The sequence below is a fragment of the Streptomyces sp. NPDC002125 genome, assembly GCF_053593715.1.
Genome location: NZ_JBSFDD010000013.1, coordinates 140,214 through 157,056 on the forward strand (window position 1 = coordinate 140,214; position 16,843 = coordinate 157,056).

Sequence of the window (16,843 nt, forward strand, 5' to 3'; positions counted from 1 at the left end):
CTGTAATGCCTGGCACAGGCGGCCTCGTGCGTAGCCTGCCTGCCGACTGGTTAGGCTCGAAGACGTGAGCAGGTTCCAGGTCGTCAGCGGCAAGGGCGGGACCGGTAAGACCACGGTCGCCGCCGCACTCGCGCTCGCCCTCGCGACCGAGGGCAGGCGCACCCTCCTCGTCGAGGTCGAGGGCAGACAGGGCATCGCCCAGCTCTTCGAGTCGGAGGCCCTCCCCTACGAGGAGCGCAGGATCGCCGTCGCGCCGGGCGGCGGCGAGGTCCACGCCCTGGCGATCGACGCCGAACGGGCGCTCCTGGACTACCTCCAGATGTTCTACAAGCTGGGCAGCGCCGGCCGGGCCCTGAAGAAGCTCGGCGCCATCGACTTCGCCACGACCATCGCGCCGGGCGTCCGGGACGTCCTGCTGACCGGCAAGGCCTGCGAGGCCGTACGCCGCAAGGACAAGCAGGGCAGGTTCGTCTACGACTACGTGATCATGGACGCGCCCCCCACCGGCCGCATCACCCGCTTCCTCAACGTGAACGACGAGGTGGCGGGGCTGGCGCGGATCGGCCCGATACACAATCAGGCGCAGGCCGTCATGCGGGTCCTGAAGTCCCCGGAGACCGCCGTCCACCTGGTGACGCTCCTGGAGGAGATGCCCGTCCAGGAGACGGCCGACGGCATCGCCGAACTGCGGGCCGCCGAACTGCCCGTGGGACGGGTCGTGGTCAACATGGTGCGGCCCCATCTGCTGGACGAGGACGCGCTGCGCACGGCCTCGGGGGGCCGTCGCAAGGAGATCGCGAAGACGCTCACCCGGGCCGGGGTGACCGGTTCCGCGGGACTGGTGCGCCCGCTGGTCGAGCAGGCCGCCGAGCATGCCCAGCGGGTCGGCCTGGAGCGTGAGCAGCGCGCGGTGCTGGCCGGGCTGGGGCTGCCCACGGCCGAGCTCCCGCTGATGGGCGAGGGGGTGAGCCTGTCCGCGCTGTACGAACTGGCGGAGGAGTTCCGCAAGCAGGGTGTGGGCGACGAGACGGCGGACGCCGCGGAGCAGAAGCCCGGGGGCAAGGAGCGACGCGGCTCCGGACGAGGGGTGGGTTCATGACACTGGACACCGAGGCCGCGCCGGGCCCTGAGACGGCGCCGGGGCTGGACACCGACGCGCTCCTGGACGACCCGGAGATCCGTATCGTCGTGTGCTGCGGCTCCGGCGGCGTGGGCAAGACCACCACCGCCGCGGCTCTCGGCGTGCGGGCGGCCGAGCGCGGGCGGAAGGTCGTCGTGCTCACCATCGACCCGGCCCGCCGGCTCGCCCAGTCCATGGGCATCGACCAGCTCGACAACGTCCCCCGCCGGGTCGAGGACATCGCGGGCGACGGCGAGCTCCACGCCATGATGCTCGACATGAAGCGCACCTTCGACGAGACGGTCGAGGCGCACACGGACGCCGAGCGGGCCCGCGCGATCCTGGAGAACCCCTTCTACCAGTCACTGTCGGCCGGCTTCGCGGGCACGCAGGAATACATGGCGATGGAGAAGCTCGGGCAGTTGAGGGCGCGCGACGAGTGGGACCTGATCATCGTCGACACCCCGCCCTCGCGTTCCGCGCTGGACTTCCTGGACGCGCCGAAACGTCTCGGCTCCTTCCTGGACGGGAAGTTCATCCGGCTGCTGATCGCCCCGGCGAAGATCGGCGGCCGGGCCGGGATGAAGTTCCTCAACGTGGGCATGTCGATGATGACCGGCACCCTCGGCAAACTGCTCGGCGGACAGTTCCTGCGCGACGTACAGACCTTCGTCGCGGCGATGGACTCCATGTTCGGCGGATTCCGTACGCGGGCCGACGCGACGTACAAGCTGCTCCAGGCCCCCGGCACGGCGTTCCTCGTGGTGGCGACGCCGGAGCGGGACGCGCTGCGCGAGGCCGCGTACTTCGTGGAGCGCCTGGCCGCGGAGGAGATGCCGCTGGCGGGCCTGGTCCTCAACCGCGTGCACGGCAGCGAGGCCTCACGGCTCTCCGCGGAGCGTGCGCTGACGGCCGCAGAAAATCTTGAAAGCGTCGGCATTGTGGATCAGGCGGCCGGGAAGGCTGGCCTTGGTGACCCGGCGGACGCGGTGGCCGCCACCTCTCCCGAAGCCCCGGAGTCGCCGCTCTCCCCCGAGCACAGCACCGAGCCGCCCCAGCAGGAAACGCAGGACCACGAGCCGCGTGGCCGAAAGCCGTCTGACCCGTCCGAGTCATCCGCGCACCCCGAGCCGTCCACGCACACGGAAGCAGACAGCCACGCCACACCCGCCACCGACGCCGTGACCGTCGAGCAGCTGACCGCCGGTCTGCTGCGGCTGCATGCCGAGCGGATGCAGGTCGTCGCGCGTGAGCAGGACACCCGCGACCGCTTCACCACGCTCCACCCGGAGGTCCCGGTGACAGAGGTGGCCGCGCTGCCCGGTGATGTGCACGACCTCTCGGGCCTCAGGGCCGTCGGGGAACGGCTCGCGACCGGTTCCGCCTCGGCCGGAGCTGCGTAGGACGACCGCGCCAGGCTTCCCTCTCGGGCGGCCCCACCGGGCGTCACACCCCTGGTCTCACCCCACGGCGGCGTACGTCCCGTGCAGCGCGTCGTCATGCAGATCGTCGTCCAGACCCACTGCTGCGGGCAGCATGCCCGTGGACCGCTCGTACTCACTGCGCGCGGTCTCCAGCAGGCGGCGCCAGGACGTGACGGTCGGCCGGCGGCGCAGCAGTGCGCGACGCTCCCGCTCCGTCATTCCGCCCCACACGCCGAACTCGACGCGATTGTCCAGCGCATCGGCCAGGCACTCGGTCCGCACCGGGCATCCGGTGCACACCGCCTTGGCCCTGTTCTGCGCTGCCCCTTGTACGAACAATTCATCCGGATCGGTAGTGCGGCAGGCTGCCTGCGCACTCCAGTCGGTTACCCAGCCCATCCCGGCGCCGTCCTCTCCCGAATCGAGGCTCCCCCACGGCGGAAGCGGCATATTCACCGCTGCCAGTTGAGGACGTTACGGAAGGTGGCGACAGCACAACACCCCCTTCGGGCCCAATCTTGAATGGCCCGAACGGACTATGCGTGCGCGGGAGATCACCCAGGGGAGTGATGAGAGGACATGCGCGACTATCCCGAGAGAATCGGGACAGGATGCCCAAGTCGTAACGGACATTCAACGACACAAGAGGCGAATTCGGGAACGCCTCGACACCTGGCTGAATTCCGTTGAGACCGTGCATGGGGGTTGCTACAAAATCGGACTGCTGTGACAGTTGAGAGCAGCTTAGGCCAAGGCCTATACGCGTGTCCGGCGAATGAGAACGTAGGCTGCCCCCATGCCAAAGAAGCGCTCAGGCGGGGGTCTGACGACGACCCAGCAGGCCGCCAAGTTCCTCGGTGTCGCCGCGCTCTCCGGAGCTGTTCTGGCAGGCATCGCACTGCCGGCCGCCGGCGCGCTGGGGCTCGCGGCCAAGGGGACGGTCGAGGGGTTCGACGAGATCCCCTCCAACCTCAAGACCCCGCCGCTGAGCCAGCGGACCACGATCCTGGACAGCGAGGGCGGCGCGATCGCCACGGTGTACTCGCGTGACCGCACCGTCGTCCCGCTCAAGGACATCTCCCCGTACATGCAGGACGCGATCATCGCGATCGAGGACTCGCGCTTCTACGAGCACGGCGCGGTGGACCTCAAGGGCATCCTGCGCGCGATGAACCGCAACGTGCAGGAGGGCGGCGCCGCGCAGGGCGCCTCCACCCTCACCCAGCAGTACGTGAAGAACGTCTTCGTCGAGGAGGCCGGCGACGACCCCGACAAGGTCGCCGAGGCCACCCAGCAGACGCTGGGCCGCAAGGTCCGTGAGCTGAAGTACGCGATCCAGGTCGAGGAGGAGCTCGGCAAGAAGAAGATCCTGGAGAACTACCTCAACATCACGTTCTTCGGGCAGCAGGCCTACGGCATCGAAGCGGCCTCGCAGCGCTACTTCTCCAAGCACGCCAAGGACCTGAAGGTCGAGGAGGCCGCGATGCTGGCCGGCCTCGTCCAGTCGCCGACCCGCTACGACCCGGTCAACGACGCGGAAGAGGCGACCAAGCGACGCAACACCGTGCTCCAGCGGATGGCGGCCGTCGGCAGCATCTCGCAGGACGAGGCCGGCAAGGCCATCGCGTCGCCCCTCAAGCTGAAGGTCAGCAAGCCGAAGAACGGCTGCATCACGGCCGTCAGCGGCGCGGGGTTCTTCTGCGACTACGTACGCAAGACCATCCTGACCGACCCGGCCTTCGGGAAGACCGACGAGGAGCGTTCCAAGCTCTGGAACCTCGGCGGTCTGACCATCAGGACCACGCTCTCGCCGCGCGCCCAGCAGGCCGCCGACGAGGCCGCGACCTCGAAGGTCTACAAGGACGACAAGGTCGCCGCCTCGGTCGTCCAGGTCGAGCCGGGCACCGGCAAGATCCTCTCGATGGGCCAGTCCCGGCCGTACGGACTGGACCAGAAGAAGCACGAGACGGTGATCAACCTCGCCGTCAGCAACAAGATGGGCGGCAGCACCTACGGCTTCCAGGTCGGCTCGACCTTCAAGCCGATCACCGCCGCCGCCGCCTTGGAGAAGGGCATCAGCCCGGCCCAGAGCTACGCCACCGACTGGAAGATCTCGCTGCCCAAGAGCTCGTTCCGCGACTGTTCGGGCGCCCCCACCGGCAGCGACAACTGGGATCTCCAGAACGAGATGGAGTCCGAGAAGGGCAGCTGGGACATGACCAGCGCGCTCGGCAAGTCCATCAACACCTACTTCGCCAAGCTGGAGCAGAAGACCGGGCTCTGCGAGACCGTCGAGATGGCGAAGAAGGTCGGCTACGAGCGCGGTGACGGCAAGGAGATCGAGGAGAACGCCTCGATCACCCTCGGCGGTGAGGTGAGCACCCCGCTCTCCATGGCCTCCGCGTACGCCACGTTCGCCAACCGGGGCACCTACTGCTCGCCCATCGCCATAGAGTCGATCACCGACGCCAACGGCAAGAAGCTCGGCGTGCCGAAGACCGAGTGCTCCCGCGCGATGAGCGAGTCGACGGCGGACACCATCAGCCAGATGCTCAAGGGCGTCGTCGAGGACGGCACCGGCACCCTGGCCGGTCTCAGCGACCGCGACAACGCGGGCAAGACGGGAACGACGAACGACCGCCTCGACGCCTGGTTCGTCGGCTACACCCCGAACCTCTCCACCGCGGTCTGGGTCGGCGACGACATCGGTGAGAAGACCACCAAGATGTACGACATCAACATCGGTGGCCAGTACTACGACAAGGTCTGCGGTGGCTGTCTGCCCGGTCCCATCTGGAAGACCGCGATGACCGGAGCGCTGAACGCCTCGGAGACCCCGTCCTTCAACCCGATCGCGGTGCCGCGCGCCAAGGAGAAGGAGAAGGACAAGGGGCGCGACGAGGGCCGCGGCGAGGACTCCGGTGACGAGGACGACAGCGACAAGCCCGGCGCCGACCCCATCGGCGGGATCACCCTGCCGCCCGGCATCATCGGCGGTAACGACGGCGGGGCCCGCGGCGGCGGCAACGGTCCCTGACCGCCCCGCGGCGAGTCATGAGATGTGAAGGAGGGGCGCCCCGGCCGGGGCGCCCCTCCTTCGCTTGTGCGGGCCGGTCCCTCAGCCCGCGAGCAGCTTCTTCACCGTGGCGGCCACCCGGCCGCCCTCGGCGAGCCCGGCCACCTTCGGGCTGACGATCTTCATGACGGCGCCCATGGCCCGCGGCCCCTCGGCGCCGGAGGCCTTCGCCTCCTCGACCGCCTGCGCGACGATCGCGTTCAGCTCGTCGTCGGAGAGCTGCTTGGGGAGGTACGCGTCGAGCAGCTCGCCCTCCGCCTTCTCCCGCTCGGCCTGCTCGGTCCGGCCGCCCTGCGCGAAGGCCTCGGCCGCCTCGCGGCGCTTCTTCGCCTCCTTGGCGATCACCTTCTGCACCTCGTCGTCGGAGAGTTCGCGCGACGTCTTGCCGCTGACCTCTTCCTTCGTGATCGCGGTGAGGGTGAGCCGGAGGGTGGACGAGGTGAGCTCGTCACGCGCCTTCATGGCCGTGGTGAGGTCTTCCTTGAGCTTGGACTTGAGCGTGGTCATGCGGCGATTGTGACAGGTACGGAGCACTCGCCGCCCGCCTGTTTTCGTCCGGCCGCCCTCTGTCTGCGACGATGGGCACATGCGCGCACGCTACGGAGTACCCCTGAAAGTCACGGCAGTCGGCGCAGCGGTCGGTGCCGCCGGCCTCGTGTACGCGGCCGGGTTCGAGGCACGCTCGTTCCGCCTCCGCCGGATCGCGATCCCCGTACTCCCGCACGGAGCACGCCCGTTGCGCGTGCTCCAGGTCTCCGACATCCACATGGTGAGCGGCCAGCGCAAGAAGCGCGCCTGGCTCCAGTCGCTCGCGGGCCTGCGGCCGGACTTCGTGGTGAACACCGGCGACAACCTCTCCGACCCCGAAGCGGTGCCGGAACTGCTCGACGCGCTCGGCCCGCTGATGGAGTTCCCCGGGGTCTACGTCTTCGGCTCCAACGACTACTACGGTCCGAAGCTCCGCAACCCCGTGCGCTACCTCCTGGAGAAGGCCCAGGGCAAGCACGGGCTCAACGGGAACGCGCCGGCGGTCGACGTCGTCCACAACCCGTGGGAGCCGATGCGGGACGCGTTCGACCTGGCCGGCTGGCAGAACCTCTCCAACACCCGGGGCCGGATCAAGGCCGACGGGCTGGAGATCGCCTTCACCGGCCTGGACGACCCGCACATCAAGCGGGACCGTTACGCCGAGGTGGCGGGCGGCCCCGAGACGGGCGCGGACCTCTCGATCGGCGTGGTCCACGCCCCTTACCTGCGCTCCCTGGACGCCTTCACGGCGGACGGCTACCCGCTGATCCTGGCGGGCCACACCCACGGCGGCCAGCTGTGCATCCCCTTCTACGGTGCCCTCGTCACCAACTGCGACCTGGACACGGACCGGGTGAAGGGCCTCTCCGGCCACACCGTCGGCGACCAGCGCTCCTACCTCCACGTCTCGGCGGGCTGCGGCACGAACCGCTACACCCCGGTCCGCTTCGCCTGCCCGCCCGAAGCGACGCTGCTGACGCTGACCCCCCGCGACTGAGGCCCCCGCCCGCGCACAAAACCGGATTTCGCCTCCGGGCGCCGGTGGGCTAAAGTAATCGATGTCGCCGGGACAATCGGTGGACATCGGGGTGTAGCGCAGCTTGGCAGCGCGCTTCGTTCGGGACGAAGAGGTCGTGGGTTCAAATCCCGCCACCCCGACAGCTGAAATAGCAGGTCAGAGGGTCCAGTGTGCAAGTGGCACTGGGCCCTCTGGCGTTGCTGCGTGTAGTTCTGCGTGACTACCACTCTCGATCGCCCTGAGCGGGGAACCCACCGACGCCCATCGATCCGCCGAGCGTCAGCGGACGCGTACCCCGACGCCCTGGTCCCGCTCCCGGGAAGCGCGCTCGCCGGCATCCGCCAGCCAGAAGAAGACCGGCGGGAGAAGCAGCTCGATCGCGGCCAGCACCACCTGGAACGGGTGCGGCCACCCGTGCACGGCCAGGGACAGCAGCCGTCCCACGCCACCCAGCAGGAACACCGCGGCGAGCCACCGCACCACGCGCGCCGGAACGGGATCCTGCCGGGCGGCCCACAGCCAGACCAGCCCGTACCCGGCGAAGATCGCGCCGAAGAAACGGCCCAGGCTGTCGAGAGTCGCGCCCGCGTCGGACTCGCCGGGGATCGCGGCATTGCCGCCGATCACATGGAACAGGCCGATCGCCACGCACGCGACGCCCATCACGCGAGCGAATACCCGCAGCGCTCTGCTCATGACTCCCCCTCGCCTTTAGTTGACATGCGTCTAGTAAGGGTCAGCGTAGGCGTCACTAGTAGACACATGTCAAGTAAGCTGCACGTGTGCCGCCCCGCCAACGTCTGTCCCCCGCCGAGCGCCGCGCCCGTCTGCTCGTCGTCGGCGCACGGCTCTTCGCCGCCGCCCCGTACGACGACGTGCTGATGGAGGACGTGGCCAAGGAGGCCGGGGTGTCCCGCGCCCTGCTCTACCAGCACTTCCCCAGCAAGCGCGCGCTCTTCGCGGCCGTGTACCAGAAGGCGGCCGACCGGCTGTTGGCGGCGACCCTGTTCGATCCGGAAGCCACGCTCGTCGAACAGCTGGCCCAGGGCCTGGACGCCCACCTCGACTACTTCATCGCGAACCGCCATGCCGTACTGGCCGCGAACCGGGTGCTCGCGGGGGACCCGGTCATCCAGACGATCATGACGGATGAGCTCGACGCCCTGCGCTCACGCCTGCTCGGCGTGCTCCCGCTCGCCGACGAGCGCCTGCGCGATGCCGCCTCCGCGGCGTTGAAGGCATGGCTGGTGTTCGTGCAGGTGCTGTGCGTGGACTGGCTCACCCGTGAGACCTGCACCCGCACCGAGCTGCGCGACACCTGCATCGGGGCCGCGGTGGGAGCCCTGCGCCCGCTGCTTCCCTCGGACACCGCCGCCGACCGGCCGACCGCCGCCCGGAACCCGGGCTGACACCGGCAGGGGCGAACAGCAGAGGGCGGGTGCCGAATCCAGCACCCGCCCTCTGCCGTCGTCGCTCGGAGCCGTAAGGACATCGTCAGCCGGCTGCGGAGACCGGGCGGCCGGCGTCCGGGCCGGTGGCGCGCTTCAGGGAGGGCAGCCCGGTCAGGGCTATGAAGATCAGGGAGAAGACGCCCGCCGCCGCGAACACCGTGAAGCCCGTGGTCGTCGAGCCGGTGGCGAGGAGCTGGCCGCCGAGCCAGGGGCCGAAGACGGCGCCGAAGCGGCCCATGCCCGAGGTCCAGCCGACGGCCGTGGCGCGGTTGTCGTCGTCGGAGCGGGCGGCGACCGTGGCGTAGATCATCGCCTGCGCGCTGAAGAGGAACAGGCCGGTCAGGAAGACGACGACGTAGGTCAGGGCCAGCGGCATGTGGACGCTGAGCAGGTAGACGCCGACGGCGGTGGCACCGAACCAGATCGCGCCGATGCGCGAGCCGCCGAACCGGTCGGTGAGCCTGCCGCCGATGAGCATGCCGACGATGCCGCCCAGGTTGATGACGATCACGAAGCCGAGCGAGGAACCGAGGTCGTAGCCCGCGGCGCGCATCATCGAGGGCAGCCACTGGGAGACGCCGTAGACCAGCAGGAGACCGCCGAAGGAGGCGAGCCAGAAGAAGAGGGTCTGCACCCACAGGCCGCCGCGGAAGAGGGCGGCGAGCGCGCTCCAGCGTTCGGTGGCGGCCGGGCGCGGCTCGGGGAGGGGGGAGCCGGGCGCCTCGACGCCGTAGCGGGCGGCGAGTGCCGCGGCTTCCTCGGTGCGCCCCTTGGCCTGGAGGAAGGTCAGCGACTCGGGCAGGTACTTCACGGCCAGCGGGACGCCGATGAAGAGCGGGATCACGCAGATCCAGAAGGACACGCGCCAGTCACCGGTCCACAGCGCCACGAAGCCGGCCACGATGCCGCCGGCCTGGTGCGCCGTCATGAGGGAGCCGACGATCAGCGCACCGCGTCCGCGCGGGGCGTACTCGCTGACCAGGGTGATCGCGCTCGGCAGGAGGCCGCCAAGACCGAGGCCCGCCAGGAAGCGGCCGAGGCCGAACACCTCGATGCTGCCGGCCATGGCGCAGATCGCGGAGGCCAGCGAGAAGACGGCGGTGGAGACGACAATCGTCTTCTTTCGGCCGGCCCAGTCGCTGATGGTGCCGGAGGACAGGGCGCCGATCAGCATCCCGAAGGTGGCGTACGAGCCGATGTCGCCCGCCTTGCCCGGGTCGATGCCGAGAGCCTTCTCCTCCAGCATGTGCGGCAGGACCGAGCCGTAGATGAACATGTCGAGGCCGTCGAAGAGGACGACCAGCCAGCACAGACCGACGGCCAGCAGGGCGAGCCGGCTGCTGCGGGCACCGGTTGCGGGGGATGGGGAGGACATCGGGGTTTTCCTCTCGTCCGGGACAGCTCTGTCCCTGAAGGAGCTTCGTCAGGAGTGGGTCGGTGCGGCTCGACGGCGGCGGACCCGAGGGTGCCGATGACGTTAAGGACCCCGGCATTTAACGTCAACGCTTTTGTCAACAATCTAAGAAACAATCTGGCTACGCCCGTTCCGGCCCTGGAACCGGTGGACACAGCGGATTCACAGACTCGGTACGGACGCGTCGGGGCGGGCGGCACCTGATGCGTGTGCCACCCGCCCCTCGTCCGTCGCCCCGGCCGTCGCCGTCGCCTCAGTCCAGCGGCGGAGTGCCGTGCGTGTGGAAGGACTTGATCGTCTGGAGGCCCCAGGCCTGCCCCTTGGCGCGCTCCGCCTCGGTCCAGGTGACCAGCGGCCAGTCGGGAGCGAGTACGAGGCGGGTGAGGGGGTTGCAGAGCTCGACGCGGTTGCCGCCGGGCTCGTAGACGTACAGGAAGAACGTCTGCTGGATGGCGTGCTTGTGCGGGCCCGTCTCGATGAACACGCCGCTGTCGATGGCGAGATCGGCGGCCCGCAGGATGTCCTCGCGGGTGTCGGTGGCGAAGGCTATGTGGTGCAGCCGCCCCGTGGAGCCGGTCCAGTCCGAGGTGTAGACGACGTCGTACGACTTGTTGTTGAACGTCAGCCACTTGGCGCCGATCGTGCCGGTGTCCAGCTGGATCTGTTCCGTGGGCCTGGCGCCGAGCACCTGCTCGTGAAAGTCGGCGTTGGCGGCGACATCGGCGGCGAGGAAGTTGATGTGGTCCAGGCGCCGCACCCCGACACCCCGGTTGGGCTTGGCCTGCGGCTGGTTCTTCAGCGCGGGCCTGAGCTCCGGGGGTGCCTGGTAGTACTCGGTCTCCCAGTACAGGGCGATCTCGTGGCCGTCCGGGTCGGCCGTGAGGTAGAGCTTGCCGATGCCGGGCTCGTCCTCCGCCCAGCGCCCCGCGTGGCCCGCGGCTTCGAGTTCCGCAACCCTGCGCCGGAGGGCCTCCTCGCTGGAGGTGCGGAGCGCGGTGCGGCGCAGGCCGGGCTTCTCGGCGGCGGTCAGCACCAGGCTGTGGTGCTCGTAGTCGTCGAAGGTGCGCAGGTAGACGGAGTCGCCTTCCTGCCCGTTGACGGTCAGGCCGAGGTAGTCGGTGAAGAACCGGACGCTGGCGTCGAGGTCCGGGGTGAGCAGTTCGGCGTGGCCGACATGGGCGATGTCACCGAGAGGGGGAGTCATCTGCGGCTCCTTGGGAGGAGGGTTCGGATCGGGGACTTCCGTGTGGATCAGGCCTTGTCCGGACGGGAGGCTCTCCCGTGTGGATCGGGCCGGATTCCGGACGCGAGGCGCCCTACGGGGCTGTGCGCGCGGACCGGGGGAAGACGGTGCCGTCGAAGATCTTTCGTGCGGTACGCACCACCGCGGTGCGCTCGGCGGTGGGGGTGCCGTCGGCACCGGTCCCCACGGCGGCCTCGATGTCGAGGAAGCCGGTGGGGTGCTCGATGCGCAGCCGGTCGCCGTCCGGAGGGAGCCGGGCGATGCCCTGCGCGACACTGCCCGCGATCCGCAGCCCGGCCGCGACACCGGCGGCGCCGAGTACGCCGATGGAGGTGTGGCAGCGGTGCGGGATGAAGGTGCGGGTCGTCACGGCGCCGTCCTCGGCGGGCGGAGCGAGCAGGCTGAGCTTGGGCACGGTCGTGTCGCGTACGTCGCCGAGGCCCATGAGGGGACCCGCTTCGAGGCGGATCCTCTCGACGCGTTCGCGCAGGGCGGTGTTCTCCTCCAGCTCCCGCGGCGTCTCGTACCCCGTGATGTCCAGGGCCTTCGCCTCGATGAGCACGGTCGGCATTCCGTTGTCGACGCAGGTCACGGGCGTACCGGCGATCACGTCACAGGCGTTTCCCGTGGGCAGCAGGGGGGTCGCGCCCCGGGCGAACTCGATCAGTACCGGCGCGGCGGTCCCGGGGACCCCCGAGATCCGCGCCGTTCCCGTGTAGTCGACGCGCCCGCCCGGGGTGGGGAAGGCCGCGATGGCCAGGCCGTCGGTGTTGACCATGCGGATGCGTACGGAGGTGTGCCCGTCCTCGGCGGCGACCAGACCGCGTTCCACCGCGAAGGGGCCGACGCCGGCCAGGAGGTTGCCGCAGTTCTGACGGTCCGACACCTCCGGTGCGTCGACGGCGACCTGGAGGAAGAGGTAGTCCACGTCGGCGTCCGGATGCTCCGACACGGAGACGACCGCGACCTTGCTGGTGAGCGGGTGCGCGCCGCCCAGACCGTCGATCTGGCGAGGGTCGGGGCTGCCCATGACGCGCAGCAGCAGACCGTCCCGGGCCGCGGGGTCGGCCGGCAGGTCGTCGGCCAGGAAGTAGGCGCCCTTGGAGGTGCCGCCGCGCATCAGGAGACAGCGGACCTCGGACGGCTCCCCGGTCATGCGCCGGTCTCCCCGGCGTACTCCTCGTACGACGCGTAGCGCACGCCCAGATCGGCGAGCTTCCCGCGCAGTTTGTAACGGTCGAGGCCGAGCCGGCCCTCCTGGAACTCGGCGCGCGCCTCGGCCTCCTTGGCCTCCCGGGCCCCGGACGCCTCGGCGGTCTCGCGCACCCGCTCGCGGGGCACGACCACCACTCCGTCGTCGTCGGCGAGGATGATGTCACCGGGGCGCACGCACTGTCCCCCGACCACGACCGGGATGTTGACCGACCCGCCGGTGGCCTTCACGGTTCCCTGCGCACTGACCGCCTTCGCCCAGGCGGCGAAGCCCATCTCCCGTAGCTCCTGGGTGTCGCGGATGCCCGCCTCGATCACGAGACCGCGCACTCCGCGCCGCTGGAGCGCGGTGGCGAACAGCTCGCCGAACATCCCGTCGGTGGAGGGGGACGTGGTGGTGACGACCAGGACGTCCCCCTCGCCGCACTGCTCCACCGCCGCGTGGATCATGAGGTTGTCGCCCGGCCAGCTGAGTACGGTGACCGCGCTGCCCGCGATCCGTACGCCCTGCTGGATGGGCCGCAGTTCGGGGCCGACGAGGCCCTTGCGCCCCATCGCCTCGCTCACGGTGGCCACGCCGTATCCGGCGAGGGCCTCGATGTCGCGCGCGTCCGCCCTCGGCGGGCCGGTGACGATGACGCCGCTCATGCCGGCTCCCCCGCGCTCCGCGCCGTCTCGGTTGTCATGGCTGAACTCTCCTTGCTGGACAGGGCTGACCCACCAGCGCGACGCGTCGTGCGCGCCTGCGTCGACCGGGCGCCGCGCCTCAGGCGCGCAGCGCGTCGATCACGCTCGCGAGGTGGGAGCGGACGGCCGCCTCGGCCGCCTGCGGCTCCCTGGCCCTGATCGTCTCGATCATGGCCAGGTGTTCACTCAGGGACTGCTGGGGGCGTCCGGGCCTCAGCGCGAGCTGGAACCTGTGGCGCACCAGCTGGCCGTTGAGCCGCTCCAGGAGCGATACGGCCGTCTGCTGCCCCGAGAACTCGCGCACCAGGGCGTGCAGTTCATGGTTCAGGTCGGAGTAGAGCACGGGCTCGCCGTCGGCGACGGCCTTGGCCATCGCCTCGCCGACCCCGGTGAGACGGTCCAGCTGCTCGTCGCTGGCCGCGACGGCCGCCTTGGCGGCGCAGAGCCCTTCCAGGGCCATGCGGCACTCGGTGATCGCGACGGCTTCGTCGATGCTCACCAGGCGCACCCGCGATCCGCGGTTACGGATCCGTTCGACCAGCCCTTCCGACTCCAGTTCGATCAGCGCCGCCCTGACGCTGGCCCGTGTCACACCGAACTGCTCGGCGAGCTCGTTCTCCACCAGCCGCTGGGCCGGTGCCATCTCCCCGCGCAGAATCGCCTGCCGCAGTTGTGCCAGAGCCAGCTGTTTCGCCTGCTCACCGCTGGTCGGACCGGCTTGCTTCGGCATCGTTGCCCCCTGAGTGAGTGCCTGTCGAACCTAAATCTAGGCCAACAGAATTGTCAACGATCCTGTTGGCCATATTGCTGTGAGCGTGCCGGCGGGTGCGGGCCGGGTATGCGGAAACGCGTGTGGGCCCGGCCCGCTCTCCCATGAACTGGGGGAACGGACCGGGCCCACACGATGCCGGGTGCCACACGGGCGGCGGCGCGGCATCCTCGGCGCGCCGCCGTCAGGGGGTACGTCAGGCGGCAGCCGCGACAGCGCCCTCGCGGACCTGGCGCAGGACCTCGGTCAGGGAGGCGACGACCTCGTCGTCGTCCGCCGGGTGGGTCTCGGCGAAGCGGGTCAGGGAGCCGGGGATGGAGAGCTTGGCGTCCTCCAGGACCGCTCCACCGGCGATGCCGGCGGCCTTGCGGACCTCGTCCTGGGCCCACACGCCGCCGAACTGGCCGAAGGCCGTGCCGACCGCGGCGACCGGCTTGCCGGTGAGGGCGCCGGCGCCGTACGGGCGGGACAGCCAGTCGATGGCGTTCTTGAGGACGGCCGGCATGGTGCCGTTGTACTCGGGCGAGAACAGCAGGAAGGCGTCGGCACGGCCGGCCGCCTCACGCAGGGCGGCGGCGGCAGCCGGAACGCTGCCCTCGACGTCGATGTCCTCGTTGTAGAAGGGGATCTCGGCCAGGCCCTCGAACAGGTCGACGTCGACACCCTCGGGCGCGTGCTTGACGGCGGCCTCGGCGAGCTGGCGGTTGTGGGAGCCGGCGCGAAGGCTGCCGACGAGGGCGAGGATGCGTACAGACATGGTGAAGCTCCCGGGAGACGGAGACTGCAGAAGTAAGTGGACCGTAGTCCGTTTAAAGTTGTACCACCTAAACGGACCACGGTCCACTTACGGTCTCACGGCGCTACTCTGAAGCCATGACCGCTTCCCCTACCCCGCCGCCCAGGCCGCCCGGCCCCGGTGAGGCGCGGACGAACCTGACGCTCGCCGGCGTCGGCGAACCCGAGCAGCTTCGGGCGGACGCGGCACGCAACCGGACGCTCCTGCTGGACGCCGCCTCCCGCCTCCTCGCCCACTGCGGAGCGGCGGACCTCACGATGGAATCGGTGGCCGCCGCGGCCGGAGTCGGCAAGGGCACGGTCTTCCGGCGCTTCGGGGACCGCACCGGTCTGCTCATCGCGCTCCTCGACCACCGCGAGGCGATGCTCCAGGCCGCATTCCTCTCCGGACCGCGGCCGATGGGTCCCGGTGCCCCCGCCGCGGACCGGCTGCACGCCTTCGGGCCCGCGGTGATGCGCCACGAGCTCGACCACCACGAGCTGATCCTGGCCTCCCGCACCGATCCGATGCGCACCTACGCCGTGCCCGCGTACCGGCTGCGGCTGAGCCATGTCGGCATGCTGCTGCGCGAGGCCGAAGCGGACGGCGAGCGGGAGCTCGTCGCACACACCCTGCTCGGTTCGATCGACGCCACCCTCGTCCACCACCTGACGTGCGGACGCGGGATGCCCATCGAGCGTCTGGAGCAGGGCTGGCACGACCTCCTCACCCGGCACGGGGTGGCACGGGCGCGCTGACGGCTGCCCGGCACGGTGCCACAAGCGCACTGACGCCGCGCCGTGTGCGCACCTGGGTCAGCGGGTCAACGCGTCCGCACCTGGATCAGCGCGTGCGTACCGCTGGTACGCCACGCGCGGCCCGATCCCTCCAGCCGCTCCAGGGTCCGCGGGCCCAGGCCGACGGCCACGTCCGACTTCAGGGTGCGCAGCGCGGCCACGGGGCCCGGGAAGTACGCCGTGAGGGCGTCGAACGCCGTCGTCGCCGGCCAGAGCCGGTCCCCCACCAGACGGCGGTAGTTGAGGTCGCCCTTCAGGATCGTCAGCGTCGCGGCGGCCAGCTCGGACCGCAGGTCGGCGGGCATCCGCTCGTACGGGAACGGCGCGCAGAAGAAGGCATGGGTACGCACCTCGAAGCGGCCCGTGCCCATGGACTCCCAGATCCGCCCGCCGATCCGGCCCGCCTCGCCGGGGGCCTCGCCCAGCCGGCGCAGGCAGTCGACGACATCGGCCGTCATCGCGTCGGAGACGTAGTACGGAGTGGGTTTGACGTACAGCACGATCCGCTCGGCGTGGCCGTGCTCCAGCAGGTGGTCGGCGAGGAGCAGGTCGGGGATCAGCTCGCGGCCCGTGTTGTCCGCGACGACGGCGACGGCGGCCCGCGCCCCGGGCGCCAGGAGCGACCACAGTGCCGCGCTGTCGTCGGCGACCAGCCGGGGATCGGCCTCACCGGGGGACGTCCCGCCCTCCGGCCCGCGGAAGCCGAGATCGGCCCGGTTGCCCCAGAGCGAGGCCAGCAGCAGAGCCGTCGCACGCTCGTGAGCGGGTACGCCGGCGAGGTCGTCCAGGGCGCGGAGTTCCTGTTCCACCGTGGCGCCCCGGAGTTCGGCCCGCTTGAAGGGGGCGAAGGGGTCGACGCCCTGCCACGCCCCCTCGTCGAAGTAGCCGACGGCGCCGAGGAGTCTGCGGTAGAAGTAGCTCTCGGACCAGAGGAACGGGGCGTCGAACCACGGGCGCCCGAAGTGCTCCCGTCCGCCGGCGAGCCAGAGCTCGCGGTCCGGGCTGGCACGGGTGAGCGGTTCGACGACGCCGTGGATGATCTCGTGGAGCAGGGCGTCCAGCGCCTCCTGCTGCCGGGGGCCGTACGGGAATGCCTCACGCACCTGCTTGATCAGCGCGGGGTGGCGCTCGGCCAGGACACCCCGGGCGAAGCTGCCCGGCTCCCGGCCCGTGATCACCGGTGCCCCCGGGTCGCCCGTACGTCCTGCGTCCGCTCGCGTCTCACCCATGCGCACCAGTCTGCCCGGCTCCGGGCCCCGCGCCCCCCGGAGGGCGCCCCGGCGCGACGGATCCCCGGGCACCCGCCTGCCAACGGCCCCGTCCGGAACG

At 70.4% G+C, this 16,843-nt stretch carries 16 protein-coding genes and 1 tRNA gene; 7 read left to right on the forward strand and 10 right to left on the reverse strand.

Features of this window, described 5'->3' with window-relative positions:
• Window positions 1-64 precede the first annotated feature (64 nt).
• Together ACWCQM_RS22710 and ACWCQM_RS22715 are read left to right on the forward strand one after the other, a co-directional pair.
• Window positions 65-1,099: an ArsA family ATPase gene (locus ACWCQM_RS22710; RefSeq protein ID WP_450916973.1), complete on the forward strand. Its 1,035-nt coding sequence runs from the start codon at window positions 65-67 to the stop codon at window positions 1,097-1,099.
• The gene (locus tag ACWCQM_RS22715; protein ID WP_450916974.1) at window positions 1,096-2,523 is read left to right on the forward strand and encodes an ArsA family ATPase; all 1,428 of its coding nucleotides are present in this window, start codon (window positions 1,096-1,098) and stop codon (window positions 2,521-2,523) included. Before ACWCQM_RS22710 ends, ACWCQM_RS22715 begins: the two co-directional genes overlap by 4 nt.
• A 57-nt stretch (window positions 2,524-2,580) precedes the next feature.
• Here ACWCQM_RS22715 and ACWCQM_RS22720 read toward each other — a convergent pair whose 3' ends face one another.
• On the reverse strand, window positions 2,581-2,943 hold the full coding sequence (locus tag ACWCQM_RS22720; protein ID WP_450916975.1) for a WhiB family transcriptional regulator: 363 nt from the start codon (window positions 2,941-2,943) through the stop codon (window positions 2,581-2,583).
• Window positions 2,944-3,340: 397 nt separating this feature from the next.
• Here ACWCQM_RS22720 and ACWCQM_RS22725 point away from each other — a divergent pair, with 397 nt between their 5' ends.
• Entirely contained in the window at window positions 3,341-5,581 is a 2,241-nt protein-coding gene (locus ACWCQM_RS22725) for a transglycosylase domain-containing protein (RefSeq protein WP_450916976.1), read from the forward strand.
• Between the two features lie 81 nt (window positions 5,582-5,662).
• Here the strand turns inward: ACWCQM_RS22725 and ACWCQM_RS22730 are convergent, their stop codons facing one another.
• Complete coding sequence (locus tag ACWCQM_RS22730) at window positions 5,663-6,127, reverse strand: GatB/YqeY domain-containing protein (protein ID WP_073750322.1); 465 nt, start codon at window positions 6,125-6,127, stop codon at window positions 5,663-5,665.
• Window positions 6,128-6,206: 79 nt separating this feature from the next.
• Here ACWCQM_RS22730 and ACWCQM_RS22735 point away from each other — a divergent pair, with 79 nt between their 5' ends.
• The gene (locus ACWCQM_RS22735; RefSeq protein ID WP_073750323.1) at window positions 6,207-7,145 is read left to right on the forward strand and encodes a metallophosphoesterase; all 939 of its coding nucleotides are present in this window, start codon (window positions 6,207-6,209) and stop codon (window positions 7,143-7,145) included.
• Between the two features lie 87 nt (window positions 7,146-7,232).
• Window positions 7,233-7,306, forward strand: a tRNA-Pro gene (locus ACWCQM_RS22740).
• A 139-nt stretch (window positions 7,307-7,445) separates the two neighbouring features.
• Here the strand turns inward: ACWCQM_RS22740 and ACWCQM_RS22745 are convergent.
• Window positions 7,446-7,862 (reverse strand): DUF4345 domain-containing protein, encoded by a 417-nt coding sequence (locus ACWCQM_RS22745; RefSeq protein WP_450916977.1) that lies wholly within the window; start codon window positions 7,860-7,862, stop codon window positions 7,446-7,448.
• Window positions 7,863-7,948: 86 nt separating this feature from the next.
• On the opposite strand from ACWCQM_RS22745, the gene ACWCQM_RS22750 reads away from it, so the two are divergent.
• Window positions 7,949-8,575 carry a TetR/AcrR family transcriptional regulator gene (locus ACWCQM_RS22750; RefSeq protein WP_450916978.1) on the forward strand — a complete coding sequence of 209 codons (627 nt, stop codon included), beginning with the start codon at window positions 7,949-7,951 and terminating at the stop codon, window positions 8,573-8,575.
• Window positions 8,576-8,660: 85 nt separating this feature from the next.
• On the opposite strand, the gene ACWCQM_RS22755 is transcribed toward ACWCQM_RS22750, so the two are convergent.
• From ACWCQM_RS22755 to ACWCQM_RS22780, 6 genes are all read right to left on the reverse strand, one after another.
• Window positions 8,661-9,992, reverse strand: a complete 1,332-nt coding sequence (locus ACWCQM_RS22755; RefSeq protein WP_450916979.1) for an MFS transporter — start codon at window positions 9,990-9,992, stop codon at window positions 8,661-8,663.
• A gap of 292 nt (window positions 9,993-10,284) precedes the next feature.
• On the reverse strand, window positions 10,285-11,235 hold the full coding sequence (locus ACWCQM_RS22760) for a catechol 2,3-dioxygenase (RefSeq protein ID WP_450916980.1): 951 nt from the start codon (window positions 11,233-11,235) through the stop codon (window positions 10,285-10,287).
• A gap of 112 nt (window positions 11,236-11,347) precedes the next feature.
• Complete coding sequence (locus ACWCQM_RS22765; RefSeq protein ID WP_450916981.1) at window positions 11,348-12,430, reverse strand: 4-oxalomesaconate tautomerase; 1,083 nt, start codon at window positions 12,428-12,430, stop codon at window positions 11,348-11,350.
• Window positions 12,427-13,134, reverse strand: coding sequence for a 4-carboxy-4-hydroxy-2-oxoadipate aldolase/oxaloacetate decarboxylase (locus ACWCQM_RS22770; protein ID WP_450916982.1), 708 nt, complete (start codon window positions 13,132-13,134; stop codon window positions 12,427-12,429). The genes ACWCQM_RS22765 and ACWCQM_RS22770 overlap by 4 nt, the downstream gene beginning before the upstream one ends.
• A gap of 118 nt (window positions 13,135-13,252) precedes the next feature.
• Entirely contained in the window at window positions 13,253-13,903 is a 651-nt protein-coding gene (locus ACWCQM_RS22775) for a GntR family transcriptional regulator (protein ID WP_450916983.1), read from the reverse strand.
• A 235-nt stretch (window positions 13,904-14,138) separates the two neighbouring features.
• Window positions 14,139-14,699, reverse strand: a complete 561-nt coding sequence (locus tag ACWCQM_RS22780) for an NAD(P)H-dependent oxidoreductase (protein WP_450916984.1) — start codon at window positions 14,697-14,699, stop codon at window positions 14,139-14,141.
• A 116-nt stretch (window positions 14,700-14,815) separates the two neighbouring features.
• On the opposite strand from ACWCQM_RS22780, the gene ACWCQM_RS22785 reads away from it, so the two are divergent.
• Entirely contained in the window at window positions 14,816-15,475 is a 660-nt protein-coding gene (locus ACWCQM_RS22785; RefSeq protein WP_450916985.1) for a TetR/AcrR family transcriptional regulator, read from the forward strand.
• Between the two features lie 65 nt (window positions 15,476-15,540).
• On the opposite strand, the gene ACWCQM_RS22790 is transcribed toward ACWCQM_RS22785, so the two are convergent.
• Complete coding sequence (locus ACWCQM_RS22790; RefSeq protein ID WP_450916986.1) at window positions 15,541-16,743, reverse strand: damage-control phosphatase ARMT1 family protein; 1,203 nt, start codon at window positions 16,741-16,743, stop codon at window positions 15,541-15,543.
• Between the last annotated feature and the right edge of the window lie 100 nt (window positions 16,744-16,843).